This is a genomic window from Arthrobacter sp. BE255, from assembly GCF_031457335.1.
Taxonomy (GTDB): Bacteria; Actinomycetota; Actinomycetes; order Actinomycetales; family Micrococcaceae; genus Arthrobacter.
This window is the reverse complement of record NZ_JAVDWK010000007.1, coordinates 169,257-195,531: the sequence shown is the minus strand read 5'-3', so window position 1 is coordinate 195,531 and position 26,275 is coordinate 169,257. Positions and strand designations below refer to the sequence as shown.

Below are 26,275 nucleotides of genomic sequence, written 5' to 3'. Positions count from 1 at the left end.
GGTCAGTTCTCCCACTGAAGGTCGTCGACGGCGTCGAGGATGCGGTCCACGCCGGGCAGGTAGTACTTCTCGAGCTTTGGTGCGGGGTAGGGGACGTCGAATCCTGTAACCCTGCGGATGGGTGCGGCCAGGTGGTGGAAGCAGCGTTCCTGGACCCGGGCCACAATCTCGGAGGAAACGGACGCGAAGCCGTGGGCTTCGGCGATCACCACTGCACGGCCGGTCTTGCGGACTGACGCGCACACGGTTTCGTCGTCGAACGGGACGATGGTGCGCACGTCGATGACTTCCAGCGAGCGCCCTTCCAAGGCGGCCGCCTCGGCGGCGGCGAGTGCGGTGGGGACGGACGGGCCGTAGGCGATCAGCGTCGCGTCGGTGCCGGGGCGGGCGACGGCGGCACGGCCTTCCGAGGACCGGCCCGACTTCGCGTTGGCGGCGTGCTGTTCCCGGAGCTCGTCCAGGTCCACCATGTCCTTGGACCAGTACAGCTTCTTCGGCTCCATAAACATGACTGGGTCATCCGAATCGATGGCTTCGCGGAGCATCCGGTAGGCGTCCGCAACGGTGGCCGGCGTGAATACCTTGAGGCCGGCCGTGTGGGCGTAATAGGACTCGGAGGAGTCGCAGTGGTGCTCCACTCCCCCGATGCCGCCGGCGTAGGGAACCCGGATCACCATTGGCAGCTTCACGGCGCCCTTGGTGCGGTTGTGCATCTTGGCCACGTGGCTGACGATCTGTTCGAACGCCGGGTAGGCGAAGGCGTCGAACTGCATCTCGATCACCGGGCGCATCCCGTTCATGGCCATGCCCACTGCCATGCCCACGATGCCGGACTCTGCAAGCGGGGTGTCGAAGCAGCGCTGCTCGCCGAAGGTCTTGGTAAGCCCGTCGGTGATGCGGAAGACGCCGCCCAGCATGCCCACGTCCTCGCCGAACACCAGGACAGACCGGTCATCGTGCATGGCGTCCGCCAGCGCAGTGTTAAGGGCCTTGGCCATGGTCACCGGCTGGGGGCCGGCGGCTTCCGCGGTGGCGGCGGCCGAGGCGGCCGCGCGGGCGGTGGCGGCGCTGACGTTGCCGTTGGCCTCGGATGAGGTGGTGACTGTCGGGCTCACAGTGCTGCCTCCTGGGATGATACGTCGCGGGCGAGTTCGTCGGCCAGCAGGGCGGACTGTTCCTTCAGCTGGGGCGTGGGCCTGGCAAAGACGTGGCGGAAGAGTTCCTGCGGGTCCACGGGCACGTCCTCGCCGAGCCCGTCACGCAGCTGGGTGGCCACAGCCTCAGCCTTCTCCGCGATCCGAGCCTCGGCCTGGTTGTCGAGCAGGCCACGGTCCGTCAGGTAGGTCCGCATCCGGTTCACCGGGTCCTTGGCCAGCCATTCGGCCACTTCGCTGTCCTGCCGGTAGCGGGTGGCGTCGTCGGCGTTGGTGTGGGCCTGCATGCGGTAGGTGTTGGCTTCCACGAGCAGCGGGCCGGAGCCTTCCCTGGCGAGTTTCACCGCGCGGTCCAGGACCGCGAGGAGGGCGACGACGTCGTTGCCGTCCACGCGTTCGCCGGCCATGCCGTAGCCCACGGCCTTGTGCGCGAGCGACGGCGCCACGGACTGGTGCGACAGCGGCACCGAGATGGCGTATTTGTTGTTCTGGACGAAGAAGACCACCGGCAGGTGGAAAACGGCGGCGAAGTTCAGGGCCTCGTGGAAGTCGCCTTCGCTGGTGGCGCCGTCGCCGCACATGGCAAGCACCACGGTGTCCTCGCCGCGGAGCTTGGCCGCGTGGGCAACTCCGACGGCATGCAACAGCTGGGTGGTCAGGGGCGTGCACTGGATGCCCACCTTGTGCTTGCTGGGGTCGTAGCCTCCGTGCCAGTCGCCGCGGAAGATGGTCATCACCTGGACGGGGTCCACGCCGCGGGTCATCACGGCGACCGCGTCGCGGTAGGTGGGGAACATCCAGTCGCCCTCGGACAGGCACAGTGCCGCTGCCACCTGGCAGGCTTCCTGTCCGTGGCTGGAGGGATAAACGGCCATACGGCCCTGGCGGACGAGTGCCGAGTTCTGGTCATTGACCCGTCGGCCGACGACGAGCTGCTCGTACGCTGCCAGCAGTTCCTCATCACCGGGCAGGGGGTACTCGTGGCCAGGTTCGGTGCCTTGCTCGCCAACCGGCGTGAGCCGGCCGTCCGGGTCCACCATCTGGATCTGGTGCCGGGCCGGGAGCATGTAGTCCTCAGCCGTGATGCCGAACTTTTTGGCAGCTTCGGTGAGGGCGTCCTCGGCCTGGGCCCTGCTGGCCTGGTCCGGTGCAGTGTGGTCTGCGGAGATCGTCATTGGTCCGTCCTTCTGTAGCCACTATTCACCCTCAGTATCGTCCTCCAGCAGGTTTCGTATCCAGCTCCTTTCGAAATTCTGGAGAAGTACGGCCCATAGGCCTACTCTGGAAGACGAATTGCAAGGTGATGCAGGATACGGGCGGGGGCGGTGGACAGAATGGCAGCATCGGATGCGGGCACGGAACCAGCGCCGCTGGACGACATCGACCGCAGGATCATCGCGGAGCTGACCAGAGACGGCCGGATGTCCGTCACCCAGGTGGCGGAGAACGTCCACATCTCCCGGGCGCACGCCTACACGCGGATCGCCAGACTCACCGGGGACGGCGTCCTGACCAAGTTCACGGCTCTGGTTGATCCCATCAAGGCCGGGCTGCGGTCATCCGCCTACGTGACGTTAAAGGTGAGCCAGCATTCGTGGCGCGAACTGCGCGAGCAGCTTCGCGCTATACCTGAGGTGCACCACATCGCTTTGGTGGGCGGCGACTTTGACGTCATATTGCTTGTGCGGGCCATCGACAACATCGATCTCCGCCGTGTCATCTTCGATCAACTGCAGTCCATGCCGGGGGTGTTGGATACGCAGACGTTCTTGATTTTTGAAGACGTGGAAGTTCGGTAGGCACCTCTAGGGGGACTGTCTTGGCCTGATGACAACAGCGTCGTCACGTGTCCGTCCGCGCATTATCAAGATTCAGCCCATAACACGTCATATAGCCTTCCGGCCAACCGAGGAATAGGAAGTCATTCATGATCCACGGTCACAGGTACAATTATCGGGACCGCACGAATATTGCCGTTCTGGGGGCAAACCGCACGGTAGCCTCTTCAAATCAACACAGGGGGCCTGGTTTGGACCTACGCGATTACCTGCGCGTCCTACGCCGTAATTGGATCATGATCGTCGCTGCTACCTTGGGTGGACTCCTTGTGGGTGGTGCCTTCTCAATAATGACGAAGCCCACGTACACAGCCGAGACTCAGTTGTTTGTCGCCATTCAGAATTCAGGCTCCGTCCAAGAGCTTCAGCAGGGCAATACTTTCAGTCAGGCCCGCGTCCAGTCCTACGTGAAGACCGTAGGGTCGCCCGTTGTGCTGCAGCCGGCAATTGACAGTCTTGGATTACCCCAGACGGCTGACGAGTTGGCCAAAAAGGTTCAAGCTTCCACAGATCTCAACACGGTCTTGATCAACATATCAGTAAGCGATCAGTCACCCGTTCAGTCAGCTGCGATTGCGCAGGCGGTAGCCAATAGCCTTATCAAGGCCGTTGACAATCTCGAAAAGCCTCGAACTGGCGGCACGTCGCCTGTTAGCTTGTCGATCATCAAACCAGCTACTGCCCCGTTAGTACCATCCGCCCCAAACACTCGGATTAATCTACTTATGGGTCTGCTTCTGGGGCTTGCTATCGGAGTTGGGGGCAGCGTCCTGAGGTCAACCTTGGACACCCGGATTCGTAGCGAAGTAGACCTCAGGCGAGTTACAGACATTCCGCTGCTCGGGGGCATCTCCTTGGACGCAAATGCCACCAAGCAGCCGCTCCTGACACAAGCTCCCCACCAAAGTCCTCGATCAGAGTCGTTTCGCCAACTCAGGACGAACCTCCAGTTCACTAACGTTTCAGGTAGAGCAAAAACGGTCTTAGTTACGTCCTCACTCCCGGGGGAAGGTAAGAGCACGACCGCTACTAATCTTGCGATCGCACTTGCCCAAGCCGGCCAAAGTGTATGTTTGGTGGACGCAGACTTGCGCCGGCCAATGGTTAATGAGTACTTGGGCTTGGAGCGGAACGCAGGGCTCACCACCGCGCTTTTGGGAACAGCCGAACTGGACGATCTACTTCAGCCCTGGGGCGACGACAATCTCTATGTGCTGACCTCGGGCCAGATTCCTCCCAATCCAAGCGAACTCCTTGGTTCGGACGAAATGAAGGACATAATTACTCGTTTGGAGAATGTTTTTGACACCGTTGTCATTGACACCTCGCCCCTGCTTCCTGTCACTGATGCAGCTGTACTGTCCCAACATGCCGGTGGCGTAGTACTCGTTGTCGGCGTTCAGCGGACACGACAGCAAGAACTGCAAAAATCAATCGACGCTTTGCAGATGGTTGGCGCGGATGTGCTCGGAATTGTTTTGAATCTTCTTCCCGTAAAGGGACCAGACGCCTACAGCTACAGCTATTACTCCTACACAGCAACAGAAGCCGCCACTAACGACGCGTCCGCTCGCCGTAGGAGGGGCCGCTCGGCAAAGGTTGACGCAACTGACGGCTACAAGGATTCCGCAAACAATCTGACAGGCGACATATTTGATCAACCATTCCTGAATGACGCCGTCAAAGCACCCGGGAAGTTTCCTAGGGACCGGGTTCCAGGCAACTAACACGTGATCGGCGTCAACAATCTTCCTGGGGGGAGATCCATATGGGCTTTGCACTCTACGACATAATTATCCGGGCAATGGCGCGGGCGAGGACCACACTCGTTCGCTCGTCGTTTGCTAACTTTGGCGCTAGAAGTGTCATATTCGCGCCGGTCCGGCTGGCGGGTGTGGAACATGTAGAAGTCGGAAATGGCGTATACATCGGATCGGGATGTTGGATTCAAGGCGGCCCTGATCCTGAGCGAACATCAGACTCCCAGCACGTACCGCTAAAAATCGGCAATAGAGTATCCATTTCGGGAAATACAACAATCTCTGCAGTCAGATCGGTCCAAATCGGGAATGACGTTCTGATCGCATCTGGAGTGTTCATTTGTGATCACACTCATCAAACCACAGGCGTCAAGGCCGTTCGAGACCAAGGCATTACAGGAATTGCTCCAGTCTCGATAGGAGCTGGCAGCTGGATAGGCCAGAATGTGGTGATCATGCCTGGGGTATCCATTGGGCAGGGTGCCGTTATTGGGGCCAACAGCGTCGTAACTAAGGACGTGCCGCCTCGCACAATAGCCTTCGGCACGCCCGCCAGTATTCACCGAGGAATTGATCCGGCCAGTTGATTGGTAGCTCCCGTCGCGTGCGACACTGACTTATCTGCTCGGCGAAACCACTTACGGCCGAAAGGCATTTTCATGCTCATAACGCTTCCTTACAGGGAACGCGCTGCGTTGGCAATTCAGAGCGCAGCCCAGGACGCACACGTTCTTCGCGGCATTGTCGACTCAGCCTCGGTTAAAAACATCTGGCGCAAGAACGGAGGCCTACAGAACGTCAACGCTGGGCCGGTCCGGAGTGTTGGCATTCAAGCCGACCTGATGCGAATTGCCGCTAATCAGCTGAAAAGTCCACGGATTTCACTGTCTGCAATGCACATATCCAAGGTTCTTTTCGACCGAGGCGCTGTGGGGATGGTTCCGGAAAACGTGCAGACGCTCATAGGCTTCCCAGGAGCCAGTCGCCGCACATTCGGTGTCGCACCGCCGCAGTCAACTAAAGTACTCCACTGCGTTGACGCCCACCCCCGACACCACAATTCGGCGCTCCTATCGCACTTTTCGAAAGCGGAGTGTCGAGCTGAACTATATCCGGAATGGCTTGTCCAAAGGATCGAGGCGGAAATCGATTCTGCAGATCTACTGCTCGTCCCCTCCGAACTCGTTGCAGACCAGATGCGAAGAAATAAGGTCCCCGATTCGAAAATTGTCGTAGAGCCATATGGGGTGGATTTTGAACTTTTCATGCCTAAAAGTTCGCAATTCTCCCATCACCGGACTACGCCAAAGATTCTGTATGTAGGGCAGATTAGCCGGCGAAAAGGTCTCGGGTTCCTGTTAGAAGCGATCCGAAATCTCCCCCTGGAGCTCGAGCTCATAGGGAACGTATTTGATCCTGCAATTATCCAGGATCTGCCTCCTAATGTTTGCCTGTCACCTCCATTGAATCACTCGGCGCTAGTGTCCAAATACCACGAGGCGGATGCCTTTGTTATACCGACCATTGAGGATGCATGCTCTCTCGTGGCTTTGGAAGCAGCTGCGGCCGGGCTGCCTGTCATCAGTACGCACGTGAATGGCGCCATGGAAATATTGCCGGCAACCGTAAGTCGTGTCCTGAATCCGGGAGACACAGCGACGCTGCAGGAAACCTTAAGAGATATAGGTCCCCTCGATCAGGACGATCGTGAGGCCAACGTTGCTGCCGTGCGAGGGAGTTTTGTACGCAGCTGGACCGAATACGGCGCGGCAATCGTTAGCCGGACGCATGGGAGCAGAGATGACTAACTCGGCGCTCAAGTACAACGTCGCTATAACGACGAACACACTCTGCGCTGGGGGAGCCGAAAAGCAGAGAGTGCTCTTGGCCAACGAGCTCACGCAGTTAGGTCACAGTGTAACGCTGTATTGCTTGCAAGGCTTTGGGCCCTTAGCTGGCCAAATAAACGACTTGGTACGTTTGCGCAAAAGGCCTTTCTGGCTTGGACATCCAAGAGGCCACGATTTCGTGATCACTGGAACGACGAACACTGAGACGGCGTTTGCCATCCTAGGCAGGGCAAAAAGTGCACTGCGCTCGGCCAGATGGATGATGGCGATCCACAATCCGATTGGCCCTACCGCCCCACCACTGAAGAGCGTCACAAAGCTGGGATTACGCCTCTCCGACCAAAGACTGGCTCTGACCACAGCCCACGCCGATGCCCTACGAACTCACTGGAACGTCACTGTGGATTCTTCTGTACCCAACGGCCTCGACCTTGGATGGGCTAATCACGTCCGGGCTAAGCGGAAGGAAACATCCAAGTTCGAGTATGACATCGGCTATATCGGCCGCATTTCGACGCATCACAAAGGCCTTGATCTCCTTTTCGCCGCTCTATCTCGACCGCCCGCTGCGGATCTAACTCTGGCCATCGCTGGCTCTGGTCCGGATGAGGCCGAGCTTCGGGAAGCTGCAATTAGGCTCGGGATCGCCTCAAGAATCGTATGGCTCGGCCATCAAGAGCCAGAGTCTTTTCTATGTCGAGTAAATACTCTAGCCCTGTTCTCCCGTTATGAGGGACAGCCCCTAGTACTGTTAGAAGCCCAAGCGGGCGGAGTCCCCGTAGTGGCTTCTCGCACTGCATGTGCCGAGCCAAGCACTCGAGTCCTAGTAACCGATGCAGAAGATGCCGACGGAGCTGCGCTCGCTCTGTCTTCTCATTCTCGGCTTGTAGGAGCCTATTTAGAAGACACCGAGGAAATGCCTGACTCGGTGGCGGCGATGACTCGAAACTATTTGGAAGTTATGTCTCGACTGCAGGATCGAAGGAGAAAACCCTGGAAGGGATTCAGCTTTCTCTCGGGTGCACGAACCGAATTACAAAACCGCCTGAATTCTAAAGCCAGATAAGCATGACCGTATTGAATCTCCTGGTAATCGTCACGTTCGGCACCTTATGCCTTGTGCCCTTGTGGTTCCGACCGAAACTGCTTGTTGCATCGGCATTGCTGTGTGTTTTGTTTGTTCGCACCCTAACGCACCTGTCCGGAATAGAGCCTCTCGCCAACCTGGATGATGCGCTGGTCCTTCTGACTGTACTCAGAGCGCTTGTCCAGCGCCTTTCTCCCGGTAGCCAAGCCGTCAGCGCAGGCTTTCCAGGAAGTATCGCTTTCCTGGGCTTCGCTAGTTTGGGATTCCTTAGTGCGTTGCTTCGCCAACCACTCGATCCGACGGTCGTGATATCTGGAAGTTTCTTGGCTACCAAGGCCATTCTGTTTGGCTGGGCCGTTGCGCAATTCCAGTGGCAGCCGAAAGATGTAAGGAAAATGGCCCGCTCGGCTGCTTTTGTTGTGACCATCATCCTGGGCGCAACTGCAATAAATGCAATAATTCCGGGGACTTGGTCGAGTGTGTTCTCAGTAAATGGAGCACCAATTGTTCGATATGGGCTTCCTTCCATGATAGGCCCGTTCATTCATCCCTTTGACCTTGCATTTGCGATGTCAATGTCTGCCATCGCGATAATGTCATACAGGCGATATGTCGGTAAATCACATTTCTCGGCAGTACTTCTTGCGGGCAGCTCTATTGCGACATTCCTTTCTTTTCGACGAAAGGATCTCCTCGGACTACTGGCCTCCACAGTCATCCTCGCACAGCGTTTTCGATGGAACGGCGTTCTTCTGGGTGGCTTCCTTTGTCTTCCGCTTGCAGTCGTCTTGGCTTGGCCTGAAATTACAAATCAATTCCAAACGATAAATGACGCTTACTTCTCGGCTGAAAGCTCGGAAGCTCGGACTGTTCTATCTCTAGGCGCTTTGCAACTTGCAAATGAATATTTCCCGTTTGGTGCCGGCTTTGGGAGATACGCATCTCGTACAGCCGCAATCGAATACAGCCCCGAGTATTTCAGGCTTGGATTCAATGCCGTTTATGGACTTGGCCCCGGAGTTGGTCAAGGAGCCTTCCTGACGGACACGTCATGGCCAGCGATACTTGGCGAGTCCGGAATCTTTGGTACTGCTTGTTTCGCATTCGGTCTGGTGCTTATTTTTTCCCGTGCTATTTCATGGGAGCGCCGTGGAGTCACGAATGAAATGAAGTGGATAGGTGCAACCACTATAGGATGGCTAATTTTGACACTGTTCCAGTCCACCGGCGCCGCCGTATTTACGAGTCCTCCAATGTTCGCATTCTTCCTCGGCATAGTCGGCCTAGGAACCGCGCTTCAAAAGTATGAGTTGGAAAATGAAGAGTTTATTTCTAAAAATTTCGTCCGTGTGAGGAAGATCATCAAATGAAGAATCTTGAACTATTGCGCGGTAAGCGTGTATTGATCGTTGCCTCGACTGGTGGGCATCTGACCCAGGCAGTCAAATGGTTTAAACGCCTAGGTTTCGCGCCAGATTCAATGTTTGTGACATTTGATTCCGCTCAGAGTCGCTCACTTTTGAGGGATTTACCCCACTACTATGTTCCATATGTCGCTCCCCGCGACTATAGGTCTTTGTTGCTTGCGACCTTCAAAATGCTAAGCCGCGAGAGCGGCAGGGACTATGAGGCGATCGTTAGCACGGGGGCGGGGCTAGCACTTGCCTGCTTGCCGATTTCGTGGGTGAAGCGAAAAAAGTTCTATTACATCGAGAGCGTGTCGCGGTTTCAGGGACCGAGCCTTACTGGACGAATAATTGAACGCATTCCGGGTGTCAGGCGTTTTACGCAGCATGCTGGCTACGCATCCCCGAAATGGCGGCTGGCCGAGTCGCTGCTTACGAGCTATCGGGCAGAGAGCAAGGAATCTACGGCGCCGGAAGATAGGCCTTTGCGAATCTTCGTGTCCTTGGGAACCATCAAACCATACCGGTTCGATCGGATTATCGACGGGCTTCGACCGGCAATTTCCCCCATGGATCAGGTGGTTTGGCAGGTGGGTGACACGACCAGGGATGACCTCCCTGGCGAGGTCTTTTCTCATGTCGATGCTGAAGACTTCGCAGACCACAGTTCAAACGCCGACGTCGTGGTCACACACGCTGGCGTGGGCACGTTGATGGCCTTACTTGACGCCGGTAAGAAGCCACTGGTGATGGCGCGCAGGGCTGAGCATGACGAACACGTTGACGATCACCAGCTTCAAGTGACCGAAAAGCTCGACTCATTGGGGCTCATATCCAGCTTCAGCGATACAGTCAGCCGAGACACCCTTCTCGAGTTGGCAAACTCCCACATCGTAAGCTCAGACCACAACGAACAGCGCTGAATTGTCACGGAAAGGTCAAGGGGCCCTAAAAATGAGCACCGTTGTTCACTTCGGGAATAAGCCCGAGGGCGAGGGCGGGATCGCGTCCGTGGTTCGAGGGCATTTGAAGCGGTTTCAATCCGGCTTCGAGGTAAGTAGTGCGACCACCTACAACCAAGATGCCAATGGATTCTTGCGAAAGAACCTGGTACTGGTTCGTTCCCTCCGACACCTTTTCTTGTTGCCGAGGACCACCGTCGTCCACGTACATCTTTCGCAGCGCGGCTCGCTCTTGCGCGAAGGCCTCATAGCCACCGTGGCAAAACTCAAGAAGCATCCCGTTGTGGCAACGATACATGGAAGCAGCCTCTCCACTTCGTCTGCATTAACAGAGTTGGGGCTGCGACTGGTCTTGCGTAGTGTCGACACCGTTCATGGTTTTTCGGAAGCATATAAACAACGATTAAGTCTTCCTGCGTCCAAGTGGGAGTTCGTCCCCAACGATGTGAATGTTCCGCTGGCCGTCGCGCCGTCGTCGCAACGAGAACGGGTGGTCGTATTTGCGGGTCAAGTAGGACACCGCAAAGGCATAGAGCTGCTTCTCGATGCCTGGCGCACCACCGACTCGACCGACTGGCGTCTAGTCGTAGCCGGCGTTGTTCCAAAAAATGAAGCAGAGTTCGTTTTCGGGAACGAATGGCCCCAGGGATCTGAGTATCTCGGCGCCCTTTCTCACACCGACGTATTAAAGCTCTTATCATCAGCGATGATTCTTGTTCAGCCTTCTCGAGCCGAAGCCTTTCCCATGTCGGTCTGCGAAGCGCTAGCGAATGGCTGCGCCGTGATCGGAACTCGCGTTGGCGGCATGGGGGAGCTGCTCGAAGCTGCGCGGCAAACCACTGTGGACACGTCGGCTACGTCCGTTGCACAGGCATTACAGAGCCTCATGGCGGACGCAAATCGACTAGAAGAACAAGCTAAGGCCGGACATCAGTATGCGCAGAGCCACCTCAGCACCGCAGTAGTCACATCCGAGTGGGCGCGGATCTATAAGCAGGTAATCGAGAAGGCCCATGACCAGCAGAGCAAATGAAGTCCATTTCGACGGAGAACCCCTATGAAAGACGAAGTGTGGAAGCGAAGCCTAGAAGACGACCTTCGATCGATGGGCCTTTCGCCATTGTGGAAGAAACGCTTCATAGCAACCAACAGAATCGCTTGGTTTGTTCGAACCTTGCGAATAACCGAGCATAAACGGAAGCAGCCGGGCAAGTTTGCTAAATTGTCGTATCTCGCGACCCGTCTCTACTACGACAGGTTGTCAGAAAGGTTGGGGTTTGATATCCCATTGGATGTCTTTGGACCAGGCCTCTCGATAGCGCACAGAGGAACCATCGTTGTGAACGGCCAAGCGAGAGTCGGACGAAATTGTAGAATTCATCCCGGCGTTACGATTGGCGCTTCGAATGGACAAGCTCCAGTAATTGGAAATGATGTCTTTATTGGCCCCGGCGCAGGGATCTTTGGTGGAGTGACCATCGGTGACGGAGCAATAATTGGTCCGCACTCCCTCATCAATATGGATGTTCCGGCAAACACCACCACAGTTTCGGCCCGCGCTGGGGTTCGTAGTAATGGAAGTCAAGCTTGGAGTCACGCGGACAGCAATCTTGGGCCTGTTGTGGATAAAACGGCTAAATTAACGACGAGATGAAGCGGCTTAGTGGTGGATGGCTGATTTCGTCCTCAGGATCTCAAGCTGTTAACGCGATCGCGGGGATGCTCACTAACGTTGTTTATGCTCGAAGCCTACGGCTCGATGAAGTGGGTCTCATTGCTTTGGTAAATGCGATCGGGATGTTTTCAACCGTCTTTGTAGACCGCGGCATTGGGGCGTGGATGACTCGGGCATTAGCAGCTGGGGAAATCTCTTTCTTGAACACTATGGAAATAGTTTTCAAAGCGGCTAGGCCAGCATTGGCTGGCTTTGCCTTAGCTGGCGCAACGGTCTTTGTTCTAAGTCCAACGTTGCCTCCGGGATGGAGTGCAACGTGTGTGTATAGCATCTTATTCATCGCTTGCTTCTGGATCTTTCAGGTCGGCCTCTCGTTCACACAAGGGCTTAACCTTGCCGGTTTGCGGTCCATTGGCGTAGTCCTAAACGGCGTACTCACGCTTGGTTGTACTGCACTTGCTCTGGGAGTCGGGGGAGGTCTTAGTGGCGCTCTCTCGGCCACATTAGCTGCGTACCTGGCTGTTGGTCTCCTACTCATTGGCGCGTCGGCCATGTCGTCTAACAAACCAATTCCGCGTCAACGTCGAATACCTCCGCGACGAGCACTACGTGCATCGCGCGCCCTATTTGCTTCGAACATAGTTACATATGCCGTTTCGTCTGGAGATATACTCCTCGCAAGTCTGCTATTTGCGCCGTCGCAGATTGGTCAGTACCAAATTGCCAAGAAGGTTGCCCAAGCGACCGTTCTGCCGTTGATCGCAACACTGCCCATGATGCTTGGAAGGATATCCGCCCGCAACGAAGAGAATCGACGAGAATTTGTGTCGCGCTTCATTCGCTTTTCTGCGATTGGATTCTCTGCTCTGCTCCTTGTTGGCAGCCTGATTCTTCCGTTTGCCATGCCTTGGTTGTTCGGGAATGAGTATGACGGAGTAACGCTGCTTACTCTTGTTCTGGCATGCTCTTACCAGTTTCAGTTTCTACGAGATCTCCTCAGTGTCTACTCGAATTCACGCGGATTATACACTCGATCCCTGATCGTGAATGTTCTGACGGCCCTAACGTTTCTAGCGCTGGTCGCCGCTCTCAGCACAGTGATCAACCTGGTTCTATTCGCGTTCACGATGATGCTGTCATTTGTCATCGGCTTCGCTGCTCACATGTTCCTCCTGCACCGGAAGGACATGTGGGAGCGAAAACGGGTCAATAGGTTAGTAACGTCCACGTGCGGTCTGATCGTTTGCCTTATTGGCATTCAGGCTCTTCCTTGGATTTTCAACACTTGGCGCACAATTTGATGCACCGAAAATTACGCAGAGGTGCGTGAAGGCATCGACGATGGGTTCGTGCCGTTTGGCGCGAGACGTCTGATGACCACGCAACATTTCAGATGACTGACGACACCCCTGTAATATGACCTCGGGGGGTTTCCTCGGTAGGTTGTGCCATGGCAAATTCGAGGGATAGTGAAGTGGGGACTGTGGCAGATTGGCGAGTCCGGACATCCCGGAACCTTCGTATCATTGATGCTTTCGTGATCGTGTGGGCAGTGACCGGAGCTTATGTTTTCAGGTTTGGCATTGAGCAGGACTTCTCGGTCCCACGCCAAGAAGCCAACTATGTGTGGCTGTCGGTCCTCATAGCACTGGTCTGGTGGGTCATGCTTGAGGCTTGGAATAGCCGGCAGAGCCGGATATTGGGATCAGGACCAGAAGAGTACCGACGTGTTGCCGCCGCGTCTCTTTGGTTATTTGGACTGATAGCGATATTTTCCTACGTGTTTCGGTTTGACACAGCGCGCGGTTACGTAGGCATAGCTCTGCCTGTCGGCCTGTTGGGACTTATCCTCGCCAGATGGCTTCTCCGACAGCACCTTAACGTTCGCCGCCAAGGCGGAAACAGTATGTCGCGGCTCCTACTCCTTGGCGGCCCCGGTGCCGTCGCGCATCTGGCGGCTTCTCTGCGCAAGGTCAGACACGCCGGATATGAGCCGGTGGCTGCTTACACTCCCGGCGCGCCGGACGCTCAGACCCACGAGGTGGAGTCAGGCCTTAAAATCCTCGGAAACAAGCCCGAGACGGAATCGATCCTGGCAGCAATCAAAGAATGCAACGCTGATGCAGTCGCAGTGTCAGCTGGCGTCCAGCTTCATCCCCAGACTCTGAGACACCTCGGCTGGGAGTTGGCCGCCAAGAACGTTGGTCTAATCATGGCCCCTGCCCTAACAGATATCGCGGGTCCTCGTATTCACACTCAGCAAGTAGCTGGTCTTCCTCTGATTCACGTGACAACGCCGACGCTGGAGGGGGGCCAACGGGTGGCAAAGAGGCTGTTCGATATTGTAGTCTCTGGCGTTCTCATTACCCTTGCTTCCCCGCTGATGATGCTGTTGGCCATTGTGGTCAAGATCGATAGTCGCGGCCCCATCCTATTTAGGCAGGAACGGGTTGGAATCGAAGGGACTCATTTCCGGATGCTGAAGTTCCGCTCGATGGTCGTAGACGCGGAGCAACTACTGGCCGAACTGGCAGACCAGGACGAGGGCAATGGCGTACTTTTCAAGATCAAGGATGACCCACGTGTAACGACTGTTGGCCGGTTCCTGCGCCGCTACAGTTTGGATGAATTGCCTCAACTGTTCAACATCTTCGGCGGGTCGATGAGCCTTGTTGGTCCACGGCCACCGCTTCCACGGGAAGTTGAGGTGTACGAGCAAGATGTTCGGCGGCGCTTATTAGTGAAACCAGGGCTAACCGGTCTATGGCAAGTTAGCGGACGCTCGAATTTGTCCTGGCAAGACTCTGTGAGACTCGACCTTTACTACGTTGAAAATTGGTCCTTGGCAGGCGACTTGGTCATAATCCTTCGAACCGTTCGGGCTGTTTTCCACAGCACCGGCGCCTATTAGTTCTGTCTGGGAAGGAACTTATATTATGCGTATTTCTGTAATCGGCTGCGGCTATTTAGGTGCTGTCCATGCTGCATGCATGGCAAAGTTGGGCCACGAGGTTGTAGGTATAGACGTCGACGAACGGAAAATTGCGGAGCTTTCCGCCGCCCGAGCACCGTTTTTCGAGCCTGGCCTTGAGGATCTCTTACGAGAGGTGCAGGAAACGGGTCGGCTGTCATTCACCACCGACTTGGCCGCTGCGGAAGGAAGCGCTGTCCATTTTATCTGTGTTGGAACACCCCAGAAAAAAGGCGAGAACGCCGCTGACCTGACTTACGTTGACTCGGCCACGTTCGGACTACTCCCCTACCTATCGCCGGGTGACTTGATCGTGGGCAAGTCGACTGTGCCGGTAGGAACTGCCACGAGACTTTCAAACCTTATCCAAGCTCAAGAACCGGACGCCCACCTCGTATGGAACCCTGAGTTTCTTCGCGAAGGCCATGCCGTGTCCGATACGCTTCACCCTGACAGGTTTGTGTACGGGGTTGCGAACGGGTCTGAAGAACATCCCGCCGTAGCCATTCTTGATGAGGTGTACTCGACATCATTGGCCTTGGGGACACCTCGTTTGGTCACAGACCACCCAACAGCTGAGTTAGTCAAGACCGCAGCCAACTCTTTTCTCGCGACCAAGATCTCGTTCATAAATGCCATGGCAGAGCTATGCGAAGCCGCTGGCGCAGATGTCACACGTTTGGCAGACGCGATTGGAATGGACGACCGCATCGGACGGAAGTTCCTCAACGCAGGCATAGGCTTCGGCGGGGGTTGCTTGCCCAAAGATATTCGCGCCTTTATGGCGCGCGCCGGCGAGTTGGGCGCAGATCAGGCCCTCACATTCCTGCGAGAGGTTGATGCCATCAATATGCGCCGTAGGACTCGCATGGTGGAGCTCTCACGCGAACTTTGCGACGGTTCCCTCATGGGAAAGCGAATCACCGTACTCGGTGCAGCGTTTAAGCCCGAAAGCGATGATGTCCGTGACTCTCCTGCTCTGAGTATTGCTGCCCAACTCCAGCTTCAAGGAGCGATCGTCACCGTCACGGATCCTAAGGCGCTTGCCAATGCCGCGCGCAGGTTTCCAGAGCTGCACTACGAGCCAGACACGGACAAGGCAGCTGAGAGAGCCGATGCAGTTCTCCTTCTCACGGAGTGGAAGGAGTACCAAAATCTAGACCCGTATGAGTTTGCGCACATAGTTTCCTCCCTCCGCATCCTTGACGGTAGAAATGTTTTGGATGCAACTAAGTGGCGTGCTGCGGGCTGGACCTACCGCGGACTGGGGCGTCCCTGAAGTGTCCGCAATCCGCCCCGGCAAAGAAGGCCACATTGGCTCGTTCAACCCCAGGTCCAGCGGTAGGCCGAAACACCGCTGGCACAGACTTCGAATAGCTCTGCTATGGCTTTCAGCGTTAATCTTCTTGGCGTGCGTCGCAGGAGTGTGGCTCGGCGTGCAAGCTTCAGCGCTCAATCGGGAACTAAACTCCGCAACAGCATTGATCTCCCCGCTCAAAGAAGATATTTCAAGCAATGACAGCGACGGTGCTGCACTTACAGTGGAGCAGATCCGTTCCCATACGAGCGCTGCCAAGAACATCGCTGCAGACCCTGTGTGGGCAATAGCTTCGGTTGTACCTGGAATCGGACCAAACTTCAGGGCTGTAGCTGAAGTAGCGCGCTCTGCCGACGACGTGGCCAACCTCGGATTGGCACCGCTTGTGCAGGTGTTCAGTTCGCTAGATTGGGACAGCCTGCTACCGAGCAGCTCCGGCACCAATTTGGCGCCGCTTGAAGCTGCCTCGCCCCGAGTATCAGCTGCGGCTCATGCAGTTCGCGCCTCAGTAGAGCGCCTCGGCCAGATCGATAGTAGTCAACTTCTGCCTCAAGTGGCAGAACCCCTTAATAGCGCCCGAACGCAGCTGGAAGACGTAACTGGTGCTCTAGATGCGGCGGCAGGGGCATCGTCAATTGCGCCAGCTATGCTGGGGGCTGAATCACCTCGAAGCTATTTGCTCATGATCCAGAACAATGCGGAGTTGCGTGCCTCCGGGGGTATTCCGGGCGCCCTCGCAGTCCTCAACCTCGAAAATGGAAAGTTGACATTAGGCACGCAAAGTAGTGCCACACAATTGGGTGCTATGTCGCCTGCGATTCCAGTAGATCCCGAGCAGCAACAGATCTATTCGGGAAGGCTGGGGAAGTTCATGCAGGACGTAAACTTGACCCCCGATTTCCCCTCGGCCGCAGGCACGGCGCAAGCTATATGGGAGAAAAAGACCGGCCAGCGTGTCGATGGCGTAATCTCCATTGATCCAATTGTGCTCGGCTACATTCTGGACGCCACCGGACCGGTCGAGATAACCAACCCTTCGGTGATCTCAATTGCGAGCGGGGGTCTGCCCACACAGCTGACCGGAAAAAACGTTGTGCAGACTCTTCTCTCCGACGTCTATGCAAAAATCAAGCAGCCACAGCTTCAAGATGTCTACTTCGCTGGCGTCGCTCAGGAGATCTTCGCGGCGCTGTCTGATGGCAAGGGGGATGCCAAGGGCCTGATTGAAGGCATTACTCGCGGAACCGAAGAGGGCCGTGTACTAGTTTGGTCCGGAATCACTAGCGAGCAGGCAATCATCGCAACGTACCCACTAAGCGGCTCAGTGTCAGGGCCTAGCGTGTCAGCCGCCCAGTTTGGGATCTACTTCAACGACGGTACCGGCGCAAAAATGGATTACTACGTCAAACGGACTGTTCAGCTGGTGAAGGAATGTGCCCAGGACGGGTACGAGCAAACGACCGTGCGTGTAACAAGCATTAACACCGCCCCCATCGACTCGGCCTCAACATTGCCGGCCTATGTCACTGGCGACGGAAACTACGGAGTTCCGTCGGGATCCGTCCAGACAAACGTTGTTGCGTACGGCCCCGTTCAAGCGAACGTCGAAATGGTCAAGGTGGATGGGGTAAAGACCGAGTTCGCACCGTATCTCCAGAGCGGCAGACCTGTCGGTGTTCTTGCAGTACGCCTTGCGCCCGGAGAAAGCCGTACCGTGGATTTTACGTTCGGGAAAATCGTGCAGCACACCGAACCTAACTTGGTTGTCACACCGACAGTTCAGGATGTAAAAGATGTGATCCTGCCCACAGAAAATGCGCAATGTGGCTAGGACTCATAGACAGTGCGTTAACACTATGTAAACCGACTGGATTGACGTTGCTCACAGCGCGCGCCGAATGGTAACGTCTTTTTGGGATATCTATCCGGCATTTCCGCGCAGGTCTCGTGCGGTGAGGAAACCTCCTCAATTCGGGTACATCTAAAACTTAACGTCTCCGGGGGGACACACATGAAAAAGACACTCGCAGCACTCGCACTGGCTGGATCCATCGCACTTATCGGCTCCGCGCCGGCAATGGCAGCCACCTATCCGCCGCTTCCGCCGCAGGCAGCCGTTTCTGACGGCACTGTAGGCCCGGGCGAAACCTTCGTCTTCCGCGGCCAGGGCTTCCTGGCCGGCGAAACGTTGACCATCACCGTTACGCCGGGCAACCCGCCCGCTGCATCCGGCGCCAACATCGCCGGTGGTACTTCCTTCTCAGCGAAGATCCCTGTCTTCCTGGCACCCCAGACGTTCAGTGCAACCGCTGACGCCCAGGGTGCAGTTGCCTTCCCGATCACCATCAGCACAGCTGGCACCTACTCCATCACCGCAACGGGAAACACCTCCGGCGTCACCGTCGGTCCCGTCACAGTTGTTGTCGATCCGTCGTTCTCCAGCACGGGTGCTTCGCTGGCCAACTCCGGTGGCGCTCCGCTCGCCAACACGGGCGGTCTGGCCAACACCGGTGCTGACTCCGGCCTGGTCCTGTGGACCATCGTCGGCGCTGGCGCACTTGCCGCCGGTGCAGCTTCCGTAGTTGTTGTTCGCCGCCGCGCCAAGACCGAGGTAGCTGCGTAACCGCAACACCCACAAGCACCAAAGAGGGTGGGTGGTTCTCCGGGAAACCGGAGAACCACCCACCCTCTGCATTTTAATGGTTTCGACAGGCTCAACCACCGGTTCCACCGCCCGAAGAGATCGCGTCCGTGATATCTATTAGAGCTATGGGGAGACATTGGCGCAGAACCCGCTGGCAGTTCGACTTCTCGTTACCCCTGCCCGGCCCTCAGGCCCTCCCCTACGCTCTCCTCGGGCTGTTGACCGCCGCAGCCTTCGCTGTGGCGTTTCTCGCCATTCTACGAACGTCCTGAGACCGTTTTGAATTTCCTGGCAGACCGTCGTTTGTGGCGCTGGGTCCTCGTTGCCATGCTGATTCCCCTGGCCTTTATCGCATTTTGGCCGAGCCCCGTAGACCAGCCCATCCAGGGCGATCTGGGCCGAGTCTTGAGATATCTCCATGCACACGGTGTCCCGCGCTGGTTCGACTATAAATTTATTGAAGCCGCTGCAAATGTTGCATTATTCGTGCCGCTGGGCATCGTTGCCTCGCGTGCATTTCCGGACAAGAGCTGGTGGAGGGTTGGAGCCTTGGGACTTCTGGTCTCCGGCTGCATGGAATTGGGCCAACTTCTGTTTCTTGACGATCGTTTCGCAACGCCGCAGGACGTTGTCACAAATACTGCCGGAGCTGTCATTGGCGCCATAGTGGCCCGAATTGTCACCAGACAGATGCGGGCCCGCCGCTTCATCAGCGACGGGCCCGTACGGACTAGAAACAGCAGCTGTTAGCTGACGAAGCCCTTCATCCAGGTCTTCAGATCCTCACCGAACTCCACGCGCTCGGAGGCGAGCGTAATGACGGCTTTGAGGTAGCTCAGCTTGTCACCGGTGTCGTACCGGCGGCCCTTGAACACAACGCCGTACACGCCCGAGCCTTCGCCCTCGCCTGCGGCCAGGGTCTGCAGGGCATCGGTCAGCTGGATCTCTCCCCCGCGTCCCGGTGCCGTGTTCTCCAGCACACCGAACACGGACGGGTGCAGCACGTACCGGCCGATGACGGCCAGGTTGGACGGCGCCTCACCGACGGCCGGCTTCTCCACCAGGCTGTTGACGCGGACGTAATCCTCGCCCTCGATGGCCGTGATGTCAGCGCAGCCATAAGCGCTGATCTGGGATGGGTCCACCTCGATCAAGGCGATCACGGAACCGCCGGTCTTCTGCTGCACCTCGATCATGGTGGTGAGCAGGTCCTCTGCCTCGTCGATGAGGTCATCGCCCAGCAGGACTGCGAAAGGCTCATCCCCCACGTGCTGGCTGGCGCACAGAACCGCGTGCCCCAAGCCCTTGGCCTCGCCCTGGCGGACGTAGTGGATGGGCCCGAGGTCGGAGGCGTGCTGGACGGAGGCCAAACGCTCCGTGTCCCCCTTCAGTTCGAGCGTCCGCTCCAGGCCCGGCTCGCGGTCAAAGTGGTCTTCCAGGGCGCGCTTGCTGCGGCCTGTGATCATCAGCAGGTCGGTGAGACCTGCCTTTACGGCTTCTTCCACCACGTACTGAATTGCCGGCCGGTCTACCACGGGCAGCATTTCCTTCGGCATTGCCTTGGTGGCGGGCAGGAATCGAGTTCCCAATCCGGCAGCAGGAATGACGGCTTTAGTCACAGATTTCCCCATAGTCATAGGTGAACCATACAAATCAAGGCCCAAAGATAGCAATTGCTACCCCGTAAACTCTGGGTTTCGTTTCTCCTGGAAAGCCCTGAAACCCTCGGCATAATCATCGGTTTTACAAAGCCGTGCCTGCTCGGCATTTTCCTCTGCCATGGCGTCCCACAGGCCCAGCCGCTGGTCCCGGATATGCGCCACCAGCTCCTTGCTCGCCTTGAATGCACCCGTTGCGCCGGTGGCCACCTTCGACACAATTGCCCGCGTGTTATCCAAGAGTTCATCCGCCGGCATGGCCCGGCTGAACAACCCCTGCGCCACGGCATCGGATCCGCTCATCAGCTCGGCCGTGTAAATCAGGTCCAGCGTCCGGTGCATGCCCAGCCGCTCCGTGAAGTACCAGTGCCCGCCCGAATCCAGCGTGGCGCCCAGCTTGGCGAACGGCGAGCCGAACTTCGCGTTCTCCGCCACGTACACCACGTCCGTGGCCAGCAGCAGGCCCAGCCCCACACCCAGGCAGGCGCCCTGCGCGGCTGCGAAGGTGGGCGCAGGGAAGGCGGCCATCTTCTGCAGCAGCGGCTGCACCAGCCCGCCCAAGTACGCGGCCGCGTCGTCGGTGTCCGGCGTGACGCCGGAGATGTCCCGGCCGGCACAGAAGGCGCGTCCCTCTCCCCGCAGGAGCAGCGCCCGGACCTCACCGCGTGAGGCGGCGGCAGCGGCGTCGTCGTACGCCTGTGTTAAATCCTTCAGCGCCTGCTCATCCAGCGAGTTCAGCTTCTGCGGCTCGTCCAGCACTATCTCGGCCACGCCGTTGCTGATGGAGAGGGAAATCATGGGGCTCCTGTTCCGGAATTCAAAACGGTTTGTAGTGCTTACACGTCGAAGTCGACGGTGACTTCCTTGCTGGTGGGGTGGCTCTGGCAGGTCAGCACGTAGCCCTTGTCCAGTTCATCCTGCTCCAGCGCGTAGTTCTCGTCCATGGTCACGCTGCCGGTGACCACCTTGGCGCGGCACGTGCCGCACACTCCCCCGGCGCACGCGAACGGCACGTCCGGGCGGACCCGCAGCGCTGCGTTCAGGATGGACTCGCGGGCGTGCGTGGGGCTGGCCACCTCGCCCTGCAGGCCGTCCAGCTTGAACGTGATCTTGTACGTCTCCTTGGACTCGTCCACCACCACGGGACGGCCGGCGTGGCCCTCCGGGCGGTCCGGCTTGCCGGAGGTGAACAGCTCGAACCGGACATGCTCCGGCTTCACGCCGCGCTCGGCCAGGGTGTCCCGGCACAGCTGCACCAGCTCGAACGGCCCGCACAGGAACCACTCGTCCACATCGTCCGCGTGGATGGCGGTGCCCAGCAGCTGCTGGAGCTTCTCGGCGTCGATCCTGCCGGACAGCAGCGGCGCGATCCGCTGCTCGCGGGACAGCACGTGGTGGATGGCCAGCCGCTGCGGGTACTTGTCCTTCAGGTCCGCGAGCTCCTCCAGGAACATCACGTCCATGGCGGCCTTGTTGGCGTAGATCAGGTCGAACCGGGTCTCCGGGTTGGCGGCCAGCAGCGTCCGGGCGATGGCGATCACCGGGGTGATGCCGGACCCCGCGGCGATGGCCACAAAGCTGCCTCCCCCAATGGAGGCAGTTTCCCCCGCCAGGTCCTCCGGGTGGTTCATGGAGTTCATGACGTTCTGGTCCACGGGCTTGCCGTCGCGGCCGTGCTTGGACACAAACGCGCCCATGGGGCTCATGACGTCCAGGGTGTCCCCGGCCTTCAGCTCGGCGTTGGCCCAGGTGGAGAACAGCCCGCCCAGGTCCTTCTTCACGGCCACGCGGATCTCGCTGCTGCCGTCCGCGAAGCTGCGCGGCTCGGCGCAGATGGAGTAGCTGCGGCGCACCTCGTGCGGCTCGCCGTCCTCATCCGGGAGCGTGGTGCGCAGGGCCACGTACTGGCCGGGCAGGTAGTCGAACTGGCCGGCGAGCTCCGGCGGGACTCCGAAGGTCACCTCGATGGCGTCCTCGGTGAGCCGACGCACCTCCGCCACGGCGAGGGTGTGGAAGGACGGACGACGGCGGCCGGTGGCCTGCGCCGATTCGGCGGCGGTCTGGCGGACAACAGGCATGGGGGCTTCCTTACAGGACTTTGAAGTAGTCGAACGGTTCCAGGCAGTCCTTGCAGACGTACAGCGCCTTGCAGGACGTGGAACCGAAGCGGGTGAGTTCCTTGGTGTTCAGGGACGAGCATTGCGGGCATTTCACGGCCATCTGCAGCCGGATGGGGCCGGCGTGCCGTGCGGCGTCCGAGCGGCCCGTGGGCGGCGCGATGCCGTACTCCTGCAGCTTGGCCTTGCCGGCGTCCGTCATCCAGTCCGTGGTCCAGGCCGGGGCGAGGACCAGGTCCACGTGCACGCTGGCGTAGCCCTCCTTGGCGAAGGCTGTCTTCAGGTCATCGCGGATGGCGTCCATCGCCGGGCAGCCCGAGTACGTGGGCGTGATGGTGACCGTGACATCGCCGCTGTCCCCCACCCGCACGTCCCTGAGGATGCCCAGGTCCGCGATGGTGAGCACCGGGATCTCGGGATCGCACACCGTGGCGGCGATGTCCCAGGCCTTCTGCGTGCCTGTGATTTGTTCGACGGCCACGGCGGTCACCAGCTTGCCCCGGGGTACTCGCGGGCCAGGACCTGCATCTCGGCGAGGATGTAGCCCAGGTGCTCGGAGTGCTGGCCGCGCCGGCCGCCGCCGGGTGCTGCCGGTACGTTGGGAACGTCCAGTCCGGCTTCGGTCAGGACTTCGCCGGTGAGCCGGTCAAAGTCCTCCCGGAGCGAGGAAGGCACGACGGCGGCACCGGCCTCCGCGAGGCGGGTCGCCAATGCGTCGTCCTCGAAGAGTTCGCCGACGTAGGGCCAGACCAGCTTGAGGGCGTGGATGATCCGCTTGCGGGATTCGTCCGTGCCGCCGGCCAGGCGCAGGATCCACTGGGCGCTGTGGTCCCGGTGGTAGTCCACTTCCTTCACGGCCTTGGCGGCTATGGCGGCCAGCGTGGCGTCCGTTGATTCGGTGAGCCGGCGGTAGAGCTCAAACTGGTAGTAGCTGACTACGAACTGGCGGGCGATGGTCACAGCGAAGTCGCCGTTGGGCTGCTCAAAGAGGTGGGCGGAGCGGAACTCGTGCTCGCGGCGGAAGTAGGCGAGGTCGTCCTCGGACTTCTCCCAGGCTCCGCCGGCGTAGGTGAGGAAGCTCCGGGCGTGACCCAACTGGTCCAGGGCGATGTTGCCCAGGGCCACGTCCTCCTCCAGTTCGGGGGCGCGGGAGATCCAGTGGCCCAGGCGCTGCGCCAGGATCAGGGCGTCGTCGCCCAAGCGGAGCGCGTACTCGGCCGCGTCCTCGGTGGGCTTGACCAGGCCCGTGCGGACCTCGAGGGCGATGTCCTCCGGGCGCAGGGCGTTGCCGGGCGTGATACGGGTGGCGGAGGCGTTGGAGTCGCCGCCGGCCACACCGGCTGCATTGGGGACCCCGGTGGAGATGTCGCCGTGGCTTGTTGTTGCTTCGGGGATCACAGGTGCTTCACCCCTTCGCTCTTGGTGTAATACGTGGCGTGCCGGTAGTCCTTGCCCTGCGGGGACTCGAAGAACGAGCCCTTGGAGTCGGGGTCGCTGGCGGCGATGGCGTCCGCGGGGACCACCCAGATGGACACGCCCTCGTTCCGGCGGGTGTAGAGGTCGCGGGCGTTGCGCAGGGCCATGGCGGCATCCGGCGCGTGCAGGGACCCGGCATGGACATGGCTCAGGCCGCGGCTGGACCTTACGAAGACCTCCCACAGGCCCCAGGCGTTGCCGGTGGCTGAAGCCTCCGGGGCCGGGCTCACCTTCTGGGCGTCGCGGTTGATTTCGGTTGCCGAGCTGGCCGGTGTCTCCGGGTTTCCATGGGGGGTCATGCTGCGTATTCCTTCGTCTTCATTGACTGTTTGTGTGCGTAAGCCGCCGCTGCCTCGCGGACCCAGGCGCCGTCGTCGTGCGCTTCCCTCCGGCGCTCCAGGCGCTGGGCGTTGCAGGGGCCGCGGCCGGCGAGGACCTCGTGGAACTCGTTCCAGTCCAGCGGGCCGTGCTCCCACTTCTTGGTGTCCTCGTTGAAGCGGATCTCAGTGTCCGGCAGGGTCAGGCCCAGCACGCGGACCTGCTCCACCATCATTCCCACGAACCGGCTGCGGAGTTCATCGTTGCTGAAGCGCTTGATGTTCCAGGCCATGGACTGCTTGGAGTTGGGCGAATCGTCGTCCGGCGGGCCGAACATCATCAGCGCCGGGGCGTACCAGCGGTTCACGGCGTCCTGCGCCATCTGCTTCTGCTCCGGGGTGCCGTTGGAGAGTTCCAGCAGGATCTCGAAACCCTGGCGCTGGTGGAAGGACTCCTCCTTGCAGACGCGGACCATGGCGCGGCCGTAGGGGCCGTAGGAGGCGCGGCACAGCGGCACCTGGTTGCAGATCGCGGCTCCGTCCACCAGCCAGCCGATGGCGCCCATGTCCGCCCAGGTCCGGGCCGGGTAGTTGAAGATGCTCGAGTAGCGGGCCTTGCCGGCAATGAGGTCGGCCATCATCTTGTCGCGCGGCTGGCCGAGGGTCTCGGCGGCCGAGTAGAGGTAGAGCCCGTGGCCGGCCTCGTCCTGGACCTTGGCCATCAGGATGGCCTTGCGCTTCAGGCTGGGGGCCCTGGAGATCCAGTTGGCTTCCGGCTGCATGCCGATGATCTCGGAGTGGGCGTGCTGGGAGATCTGGCGCAGGAGGGTCTTGCGATAAGCGTCCGGCATCCAGTCCTTGGGTTCGATGCGGGAATCCTCCGCCATGACCCGGTCAAAGTTCGCCTGACCGTCCGCCTCGCGCTGGGCCTTGGCTTCCAGCTCTGCCGATTCTTCCGGGGATAGATCAGCGGGCACTGACTGCAGATTCTGCGCTGCCATGGTTGCTCCTATGCAAAGGCCTTCAGGGACTAATTTATTTACCGACCGTTCGTTCAGGATATGCGGAAGGTTCGGAGGGCGTCAAGCAGCGGCGGTTCCCGCTGGTCCCCGCCACCGACGCTCTCTCATTACCTGCAGGTTTTTGGGCAACGCTCTCTCATTACCTGCGCGGAGCGGACCCTTTAGAAGACGCGCAGATTCACTTGCGACGCGCATATTACCTACCGCCCCCAAAATTTCGTGCGCGCATGGGAATTAGCGCGTCGACAACGCTTATGCGCGCCACGGCGACGTCGCCCAGAGCGACGTGCTTCAGTGTCCGTTACGGGCCTTGGCTGTGTGCTTTGCGCGCCGCCGCCTTCGGGTGAAGAGGAAGATGGCCCAGCCTCCCAGTATCACGATGATCCCGAGCAGGGCCTGGAGGGGCGGAGCCATTTCCTTGATCCAGGTGGTGACCACGTACATCAGCCCGATCTCCACCGTGATGGTTTCCCTGAAGGTCTCCACGGTGATGGTCCCGCCCTCCGGATCCGGGGCCAGCAGCCGGAGCACCATTTCATGCTGTCCGGACTCGACGGCGGTGAGGTGCCAGGCCCACTCACCGGCGCCTTCCCTGGGAATGGAGATGAGCTCGCTGCTTGCCCGCTCGATCGTCACGCCGCTGCTGCTGGTGAGATCGGCGCTCATCCGCTCACAAATGGGTGGCTGGCGCCTGGTGGGCTCGCCGGTTCCGGGAAGTCCGGTGGCGGGATCCACCGGTGACGTCGAGAGAGCCACCCGCACCACGAATTCGACTTTGTCGCCCTGCTGCAAGGGGGACGGCGGCCGGAATGCCAGTTTCCCTTCGAAGCAGCGATCCAAGATTTCCTGGCTGCGTTGCCCGGGCGGCGCCGTTGGCGTTGCCGTTTCCCCGTCGGAAGGTAGCCGGGTTGGGGTAGCCGACGGTTTTGGTGGAGGCGTTCCAGCCGTGGGGACAGGATCCACCGGGACGGTTTCAGACGGCCCTGGCGCGGTCACTGATGGGCTGGGGGAAGCAGGACC

At 59.1% G+C, this 26,275-nt stretch carries 24 protein-coding genes and 2 pseudogenes; 16 read left to right on the top strand and 10 right to left on the bottom strand.

Annotated features, from left to right (window positions below):
• Window positions 1–2: 2 nt before the first annotated feature.
• Both J2X42_RS13970 and pdhA read right to left on the bottom strand, forming a co-directional pair.
• Window positions 3–1,115, bottom strand: a complete 1,113-nt coding sequence (locus J2X42_RS13970; RefSeq protein ID WP_310166075.1) for an alpha-ketoacid dehydrogenase subunit beta — start codon at window positions 1,113–1,115, stop codon at window positions 3–5.
• The gene (gene pdhA, locus J2X42_RS13965) at window positions 1,112–2,329 is read right to left on the bottom strand and encodes a pyruvate dehydrogenase (acetyl-transferring) E1 component subunit alpha (protein WP_310166074.1); all 1,218 of its coding nucleotides are present in this window, start codon (window positions 2,327–2,329) and stop codon (window positions 1,112–1,114) included. The genes J2X42_RS13970 and pdhA overlap by 4 nt, the downstream gene beginning before the upstream one ends.
• A gap of 159 nt (window positions 2,330–2,488) precedes the next feature.
• Between pdhA and J2X42_RS13960 the strand changes: the two genes are divergently transcribed.
• The 16 genes and pseudogenes from J2X42_RS13960 (at window position 2,489) to J2X42_RS13900 (ending at window position 19,415) form a co-directional block, all read left to right on the top strand.
• Complete coding sequence (locus J2X42_RS13960; protein WP_310166073.1) at window positions 2,489–2,953, top strand: Lrp/AsnC family transcriptional regulator; 465 nt, start codon at window positions 2,489–2,491, stop codon at window positions 2,951–2,953.
• 230 nt (window positions 2,954–3,183) lie between these two features.
• On the top strand, window positions 3,184–4,719 hold the full coding sequence (locus J2X42_RS13955; RefSeq protein WP_310166140.1) for a polysaccharide biosynthesis tyrosine autokinase: 1,536 nt from the start codon (window positions 3,184–3,186) through the stop codon (window positions 4,717–4,719).
• Window positions 4,720–4,760: 41 nt separating this feature from the next.
• A pseudogene (locus tag J2X42_RS23425) lies at window positions 4,761–5,081 on the top strand (hypothetical protein); the annotation flags it as partial.
• Window positions 5,082–5,168: 87 nt separating this feature from the next.
• A pseudogene (locus tag J2X42_RS23420) lies at window positions 5,169–5,312 on the top strand (DapH/DapD/GlmU-related protein); the annotation flags it as partial.
• Between the two features lie 99 nt (window positions 5,313–5,411).
• Window positions 5,412–6,560: a glycosyltransferase family 4 protein gene (locus J2X42_RS13950; RefSeq protein ID WP_310166072.1), complete on the top strand. Its 1,149-nt coding sequence runs from the start codon at window positions 5,412–5,414 to the stop codon at window positions 6,558–6,560.
• Window positions 6,541–7,668, top strand: a complete 1,128-nt coding sequence (locus J2X42_RS23415; protein WP_396134078.1) for a glycosyltransferase — start codon at window positions 6,541–6,543, stop codon at window positions 7,666–7,668. Before J2X42_RS13950 ends, J2X42_RS23415 begins: the two co-directional genes overlap by 20 nt.
• 2 nt (window positions 7,669–7,670) lie before the next feature.
• A complete protein-coding gene (locus tag J2X42_RS13945; RefSeq protein WP_310166071.1) occupies window positions 7,671–9,059 on the top strand; it encodes a hypothetical protein in 1,389 nt (462 codons plus the stop codon).
• On the top strand, window positions 9,056–10,018 hold the full coding sequence (locus J2X42_RS13940) for a glycosyltransferase (RefSeq protein WP_310166070.1): 963 nt from the start codon (window positions 9,056–9,058) through the stop codon (window positions 10,016–10,018). Before J2X42_RS13945 ends, J2X42_RS13940 begins: the two co-directional genes overlap by 4 nt.
• Window positions 10,019–10,049: 31 nt before the next feature.
• Window positions 10,050–11,090, top strand: a complete 1,041-nt coding sequence (locus J2X42_RS13935) for a glycosyltransferase family 4 protein (protein WP_310166069.1) — start codon at window positions 10,050–10,052, stop codon at window positions 11,088–11,090.
• 24 nt (window positions 11,091–11,114) lie between these two features.
• Window positions 11,115–11,711, top strand: a complete 597-nt coding sequence (locus J2X42_RS13930; RefSeq protein WP_310166068.1) for a serine acetyltransferase — start codon at window positions 11,115–11,117, stop codon at window positions 11,709–11,711.
• A complete protein-coding gene (locus J2X42_RS13925; protein WP_310166067.1) occupies window positions 11,708–13,033 on the top strand; it encodes an oligosaccharide flippase family protein in 1,326 nt (441 codons plus the stop codon). The genes J2X42_RS13930 and J2X42_RS13925 overlap by 4 nt, the downstream gene beginning before the upstream one ends.
• A gap of 149 nt (window positions 13,034–13,182) precedes the next feature.
• A complete protein-coding gene (locus tag J2X42_RS13920) occupies window positions 13,183–14,643 on the top strand; it encodes a sugar transferase (protein ID WP_310166066.1) in 1,461 nt (486 codons plus the stop codon).
• A 25-nt stretch (window positions 14,644–14,668) separates the two neighbouring features.
• A complete protein-coding gene (locus J2X42_RS13915) occupies window positions 14,669–15,982 on the top strand; it encodes a UDP-glucose/GDP-mannose dehydrogenase family protein (RefSeq protein WP_310166065.1) in 1,314 nt (437 codons plus the stop codon).
• A 157-nt stretch (window positions 15,983–16,139) separates the two neighbouring features.
• Window positions 16,140–17,852 carry a DUF4012 domain-containing protein gene (locus J2X42_RS13910; RefSeq protein WP_310166064.1) on the top strand — a complete coding sequence of 571 codons (1,713 nt, stop codon included), beginning with the start codon at window positions 16,140–16,142 and terminating at the stop codon, window positions 17,850–17,852.
• A 180-nt stretch (window positions 17,853–18,032) separates the two neighbouring features.
• On the top strand, window positions 18,033–18,644 hold the full coding sequence (locus J2X42_RS13905) for an LPXTG cell wall anchor domain-containing protein (RefSeq protein ID WP_310166063.1): 612 nt from the start codon (window positions 18,033–18,035) through the stop codon (window positions 18,642–18,644).
• A 348-nt stretch (window positions 18,645–18,992) separates the two neighbouring features.
• Window positions 18,993–19,415, top strand: coding sequence for a VanZ family protein (locus J2X42_RS13900; RefSeq protein WP_310166062.1), 423 nt, complete (start codon window positions 18,993–18,995; stop codon window positions 19,413–19,415).
• Here the strand turns inward: J2X42_RS13900 and galU are convergent.
• The 8 genes from galU to J2X42_RS13860 form a co-directional block, all read right to left on the bottom strand.
• The gene (gene galU / locus J2X42_RS13895; RefSeq protein WP_310166061.1) at window positions 19,412–20,302 is read right to left on the bottom strand and encodes a UTP--glucose-1-phosphate uridylyltransferase GalU; all 891 of its coding nucleotides are present in this window, start codon (window positions 20,300–20,302) and stop codon (window positions 19,412–19,414) included. The two genes, J2X42_RS13900 and galU, sit on opposite strands and share 4 nt — an antisense overlap.
• Before the next feature lie 39 nt (window positions 20,303–20,341).
• Window positions 20,342–21,121: an enoyl-CoA hydratase/isomerase family protein gene (locus J2X42_RS13890; protein WP_310166060.1), complete on the bottom strand. Its 780-nt coding sequence runs from the start codon at window positions 21,119–21,121 to the stop codon at window positions 20,342–20,344.
• 38 nt (window positions 21,122–21,159) lie between these two features.
• Window positions 21,160–22,401, bottom strand: a complete 1,242-nt coding sequence (gene paaE / locus J2X42_RS13885; protein WP_310166059.1) for a 1,2-phenylacetyl-CoA epoxidase subunit PaaE — start codon at window positions 22,399–22,401, stop codon at window positions 21,160–21,162.
• A 10-nt stretch (window positions 22,402–22,411) separates the two neighbouring features.
• Window positions 22,412–22,930, bottom strand: coding sequence for a 1,2-phenylacetyl-CoA epoxidase subunit PaaD (gene paaD, locus J2X42_RS13880; RefSeq protein ID WP_396134077.1), 519 nt, complete (start codon window positions 22,928–22,930; stop codon window positions 22,412–22,414).
• Window positions 22,927–23,838, bottom strand: a complete 912-nt coding sequence (paaC, locus tag J2X42_RS13875) for a 1,2-phenylacetyl-CoA epoxidase subunit PaaC (RefSeq protein ID WP_310166056.1) — start codon at window positions 23,836–23,838, stop codon at window positions 22,927–22,929. The genes paaD and paaC overlap by 4 nt, the downstream gene beginning before the upstream one ends.
• Window positions 23,835–24,215: a 1,2-phenylacetyl-CoA epoxidase subunit PaaB gene (gene paaB / locus J2X42_RS13870; protein WP_310166055.1), complete on the bottom strand. Its 381-nt coding sequence runs from the start codon at window positions 24,213–24,215 to the stop codon at window positions 23,835–23,837. Before paaB ends, paaC begins: the two co-directional genes overlap by 4 nt.
• A complete protein-coding gene (paaA, locus tag J2X42_RS13865) occupies window positions 24,212–25,234 on the bottom strand; it encodes a 1,2-phenylacetyl-CoA epoxidase subunit PaaA (protein WP_310166054.1) in 1,023 nt (340 codons plus the stop codon). The genes paaB and paaA overlap by 4 nt, the downstream gene beginning before the upstream one ends.
• 312 nt (window positions 25,235–25,546) lie before the next feature.
• Window positions 25,547–26,095, bottom strand: coding sequence for a hypothetical protein (locus J2X42_RS13860; protein ID WP_310166052.1), 549 nt, complete (start codon window positions 26,093–26,095; stop codon window positions 25,547–25,549).
• Between the last annotated feature and the right edge of the window lie 180 nt (window positions 26,096–26,275).

Bases quoted from the DNA above. Each gene is read 5' to 3' on its own strand.
- J2X42_RS13905 (WP_310166063.1), top strand. From the start codon at position 18,033: ATGAAAAAGACACTCGCAGCACTCGCACTGGCTGGATCCATCGCACTT.
- J2X42_RS13940 (WP_310166070.1), top strand. From the start codon at position 9,056: ATGAAGAATCTTGAACTATTGCGCGGTAAGCGTGTATTGATCGTTGCC.
- J2X42_RS13900 (WP_310166062.1), top strand. From the start codon at position 18,993: ATGCTGATTCCCCTGGCCTTTATCGCATTTTGGCCGAGCCCCGTAGAC.
- pdhA (WP_310166074.1), bottom strand. From the start codon at position 2,329: ATGACGATCTCCGCAGACCACACTGCACCGGACCAGGCCAGCAGGGCC.
- J2X42_RS13890 (WP_310166060.1), bottom strand. From the start codon at position 21,121: ATGATTTCCCTCTCCATCAGCAACGGCGTGGCCGAGATAGTGCTGGAC.
- J2X42_RS13930 (WP_310166068.1), top strand. From the start codon at position 11,115: ATGAAAGACGAAGTGTGGAAGCGAAGCCTAGAAGACGACCTTCGATCG.
- J2X42_RS13935 (WP_310166069.1), top strand. From the start codon at position 10,050: ATGAGCACCGTTGTTCACTTCGGGAATAAGCCCGAGGGCGAGGGCGGG.
- J2X42_RS13945 (WP_310166071.1), top strand. From the start codon at position 7,671: ATGACCGTATTGAATCTCCTGGTAATCGTCACGTTCGGCACCTTATGC.
- J2X42_RS23415 (WP_396134078.1), top strand. From the start codon at position 6,541: ATGGGAGCAGAGATGACTAACTCGGCGCTCAAGTACAACGTCGCTATA.
- paaA (WP_310166054.1), bottom strand. From the start codon at position 25,234: ATGGCAGCGCAGAATCTGCAGTCAGTGCCCGCTGATCTATCCCCGGAA.
- J2X42_RS13960 (WP_310166073.1), top strand. From the start codon at position 2,489: ATGGCAGCATCGGATGCGGGCACGGAACCAGCGCCGCTGGACGACATC.
- galU (WP_310166061.1), bottom strand. From the start codon at position 20,302: ATGACTATGGGGAAATCTGTGACTAAAGCCGTCATTCCTGCTGCCGGA.
- J2X42_RS13925 (WP_310166067.1), top strand. From the start codon at position 11,708: ATGAAGCGGCTTAGTGGTGGATGGCTGATTTCGTCCTCAGGATCTCAA.
- J2X42_RS13920 (WP_310166066.1), top strand. From the start codon at position 13,183: ATGGCAAATTCGAGGGATAGTGAAGTGGGGACTGTGGCAGATTGGCGA.
- J2X42_RS13915 (WP_310166065.1), top strand. From the start codon at position 14,669: ATGCGTATTTCTGTAATCGGCTGCGGCTATTTAGGTGCTGTCCATGCT.
- J2X42_RS13950 (WP_310166072.1), top strand. From the start codon at position 5,412: ATGCTCATAACGCTTCCTTACAGGGAACGCGCTGCGTTGGCAATTCAG.
- paaE (WP_310166059.1), bottom strand. From the start codon at position 22,401: ATGCCTGTTGTCCGCCAGACCGCCGCCGAATCGGCGCAGGCCACCGGC.
- paaB (WP_310166055.1), bottom strand. From the start codon at position 24,215: ATGACCCCCCATGGAAACCCGGAGACACCGGCCAGCTCGGCAACCGAA.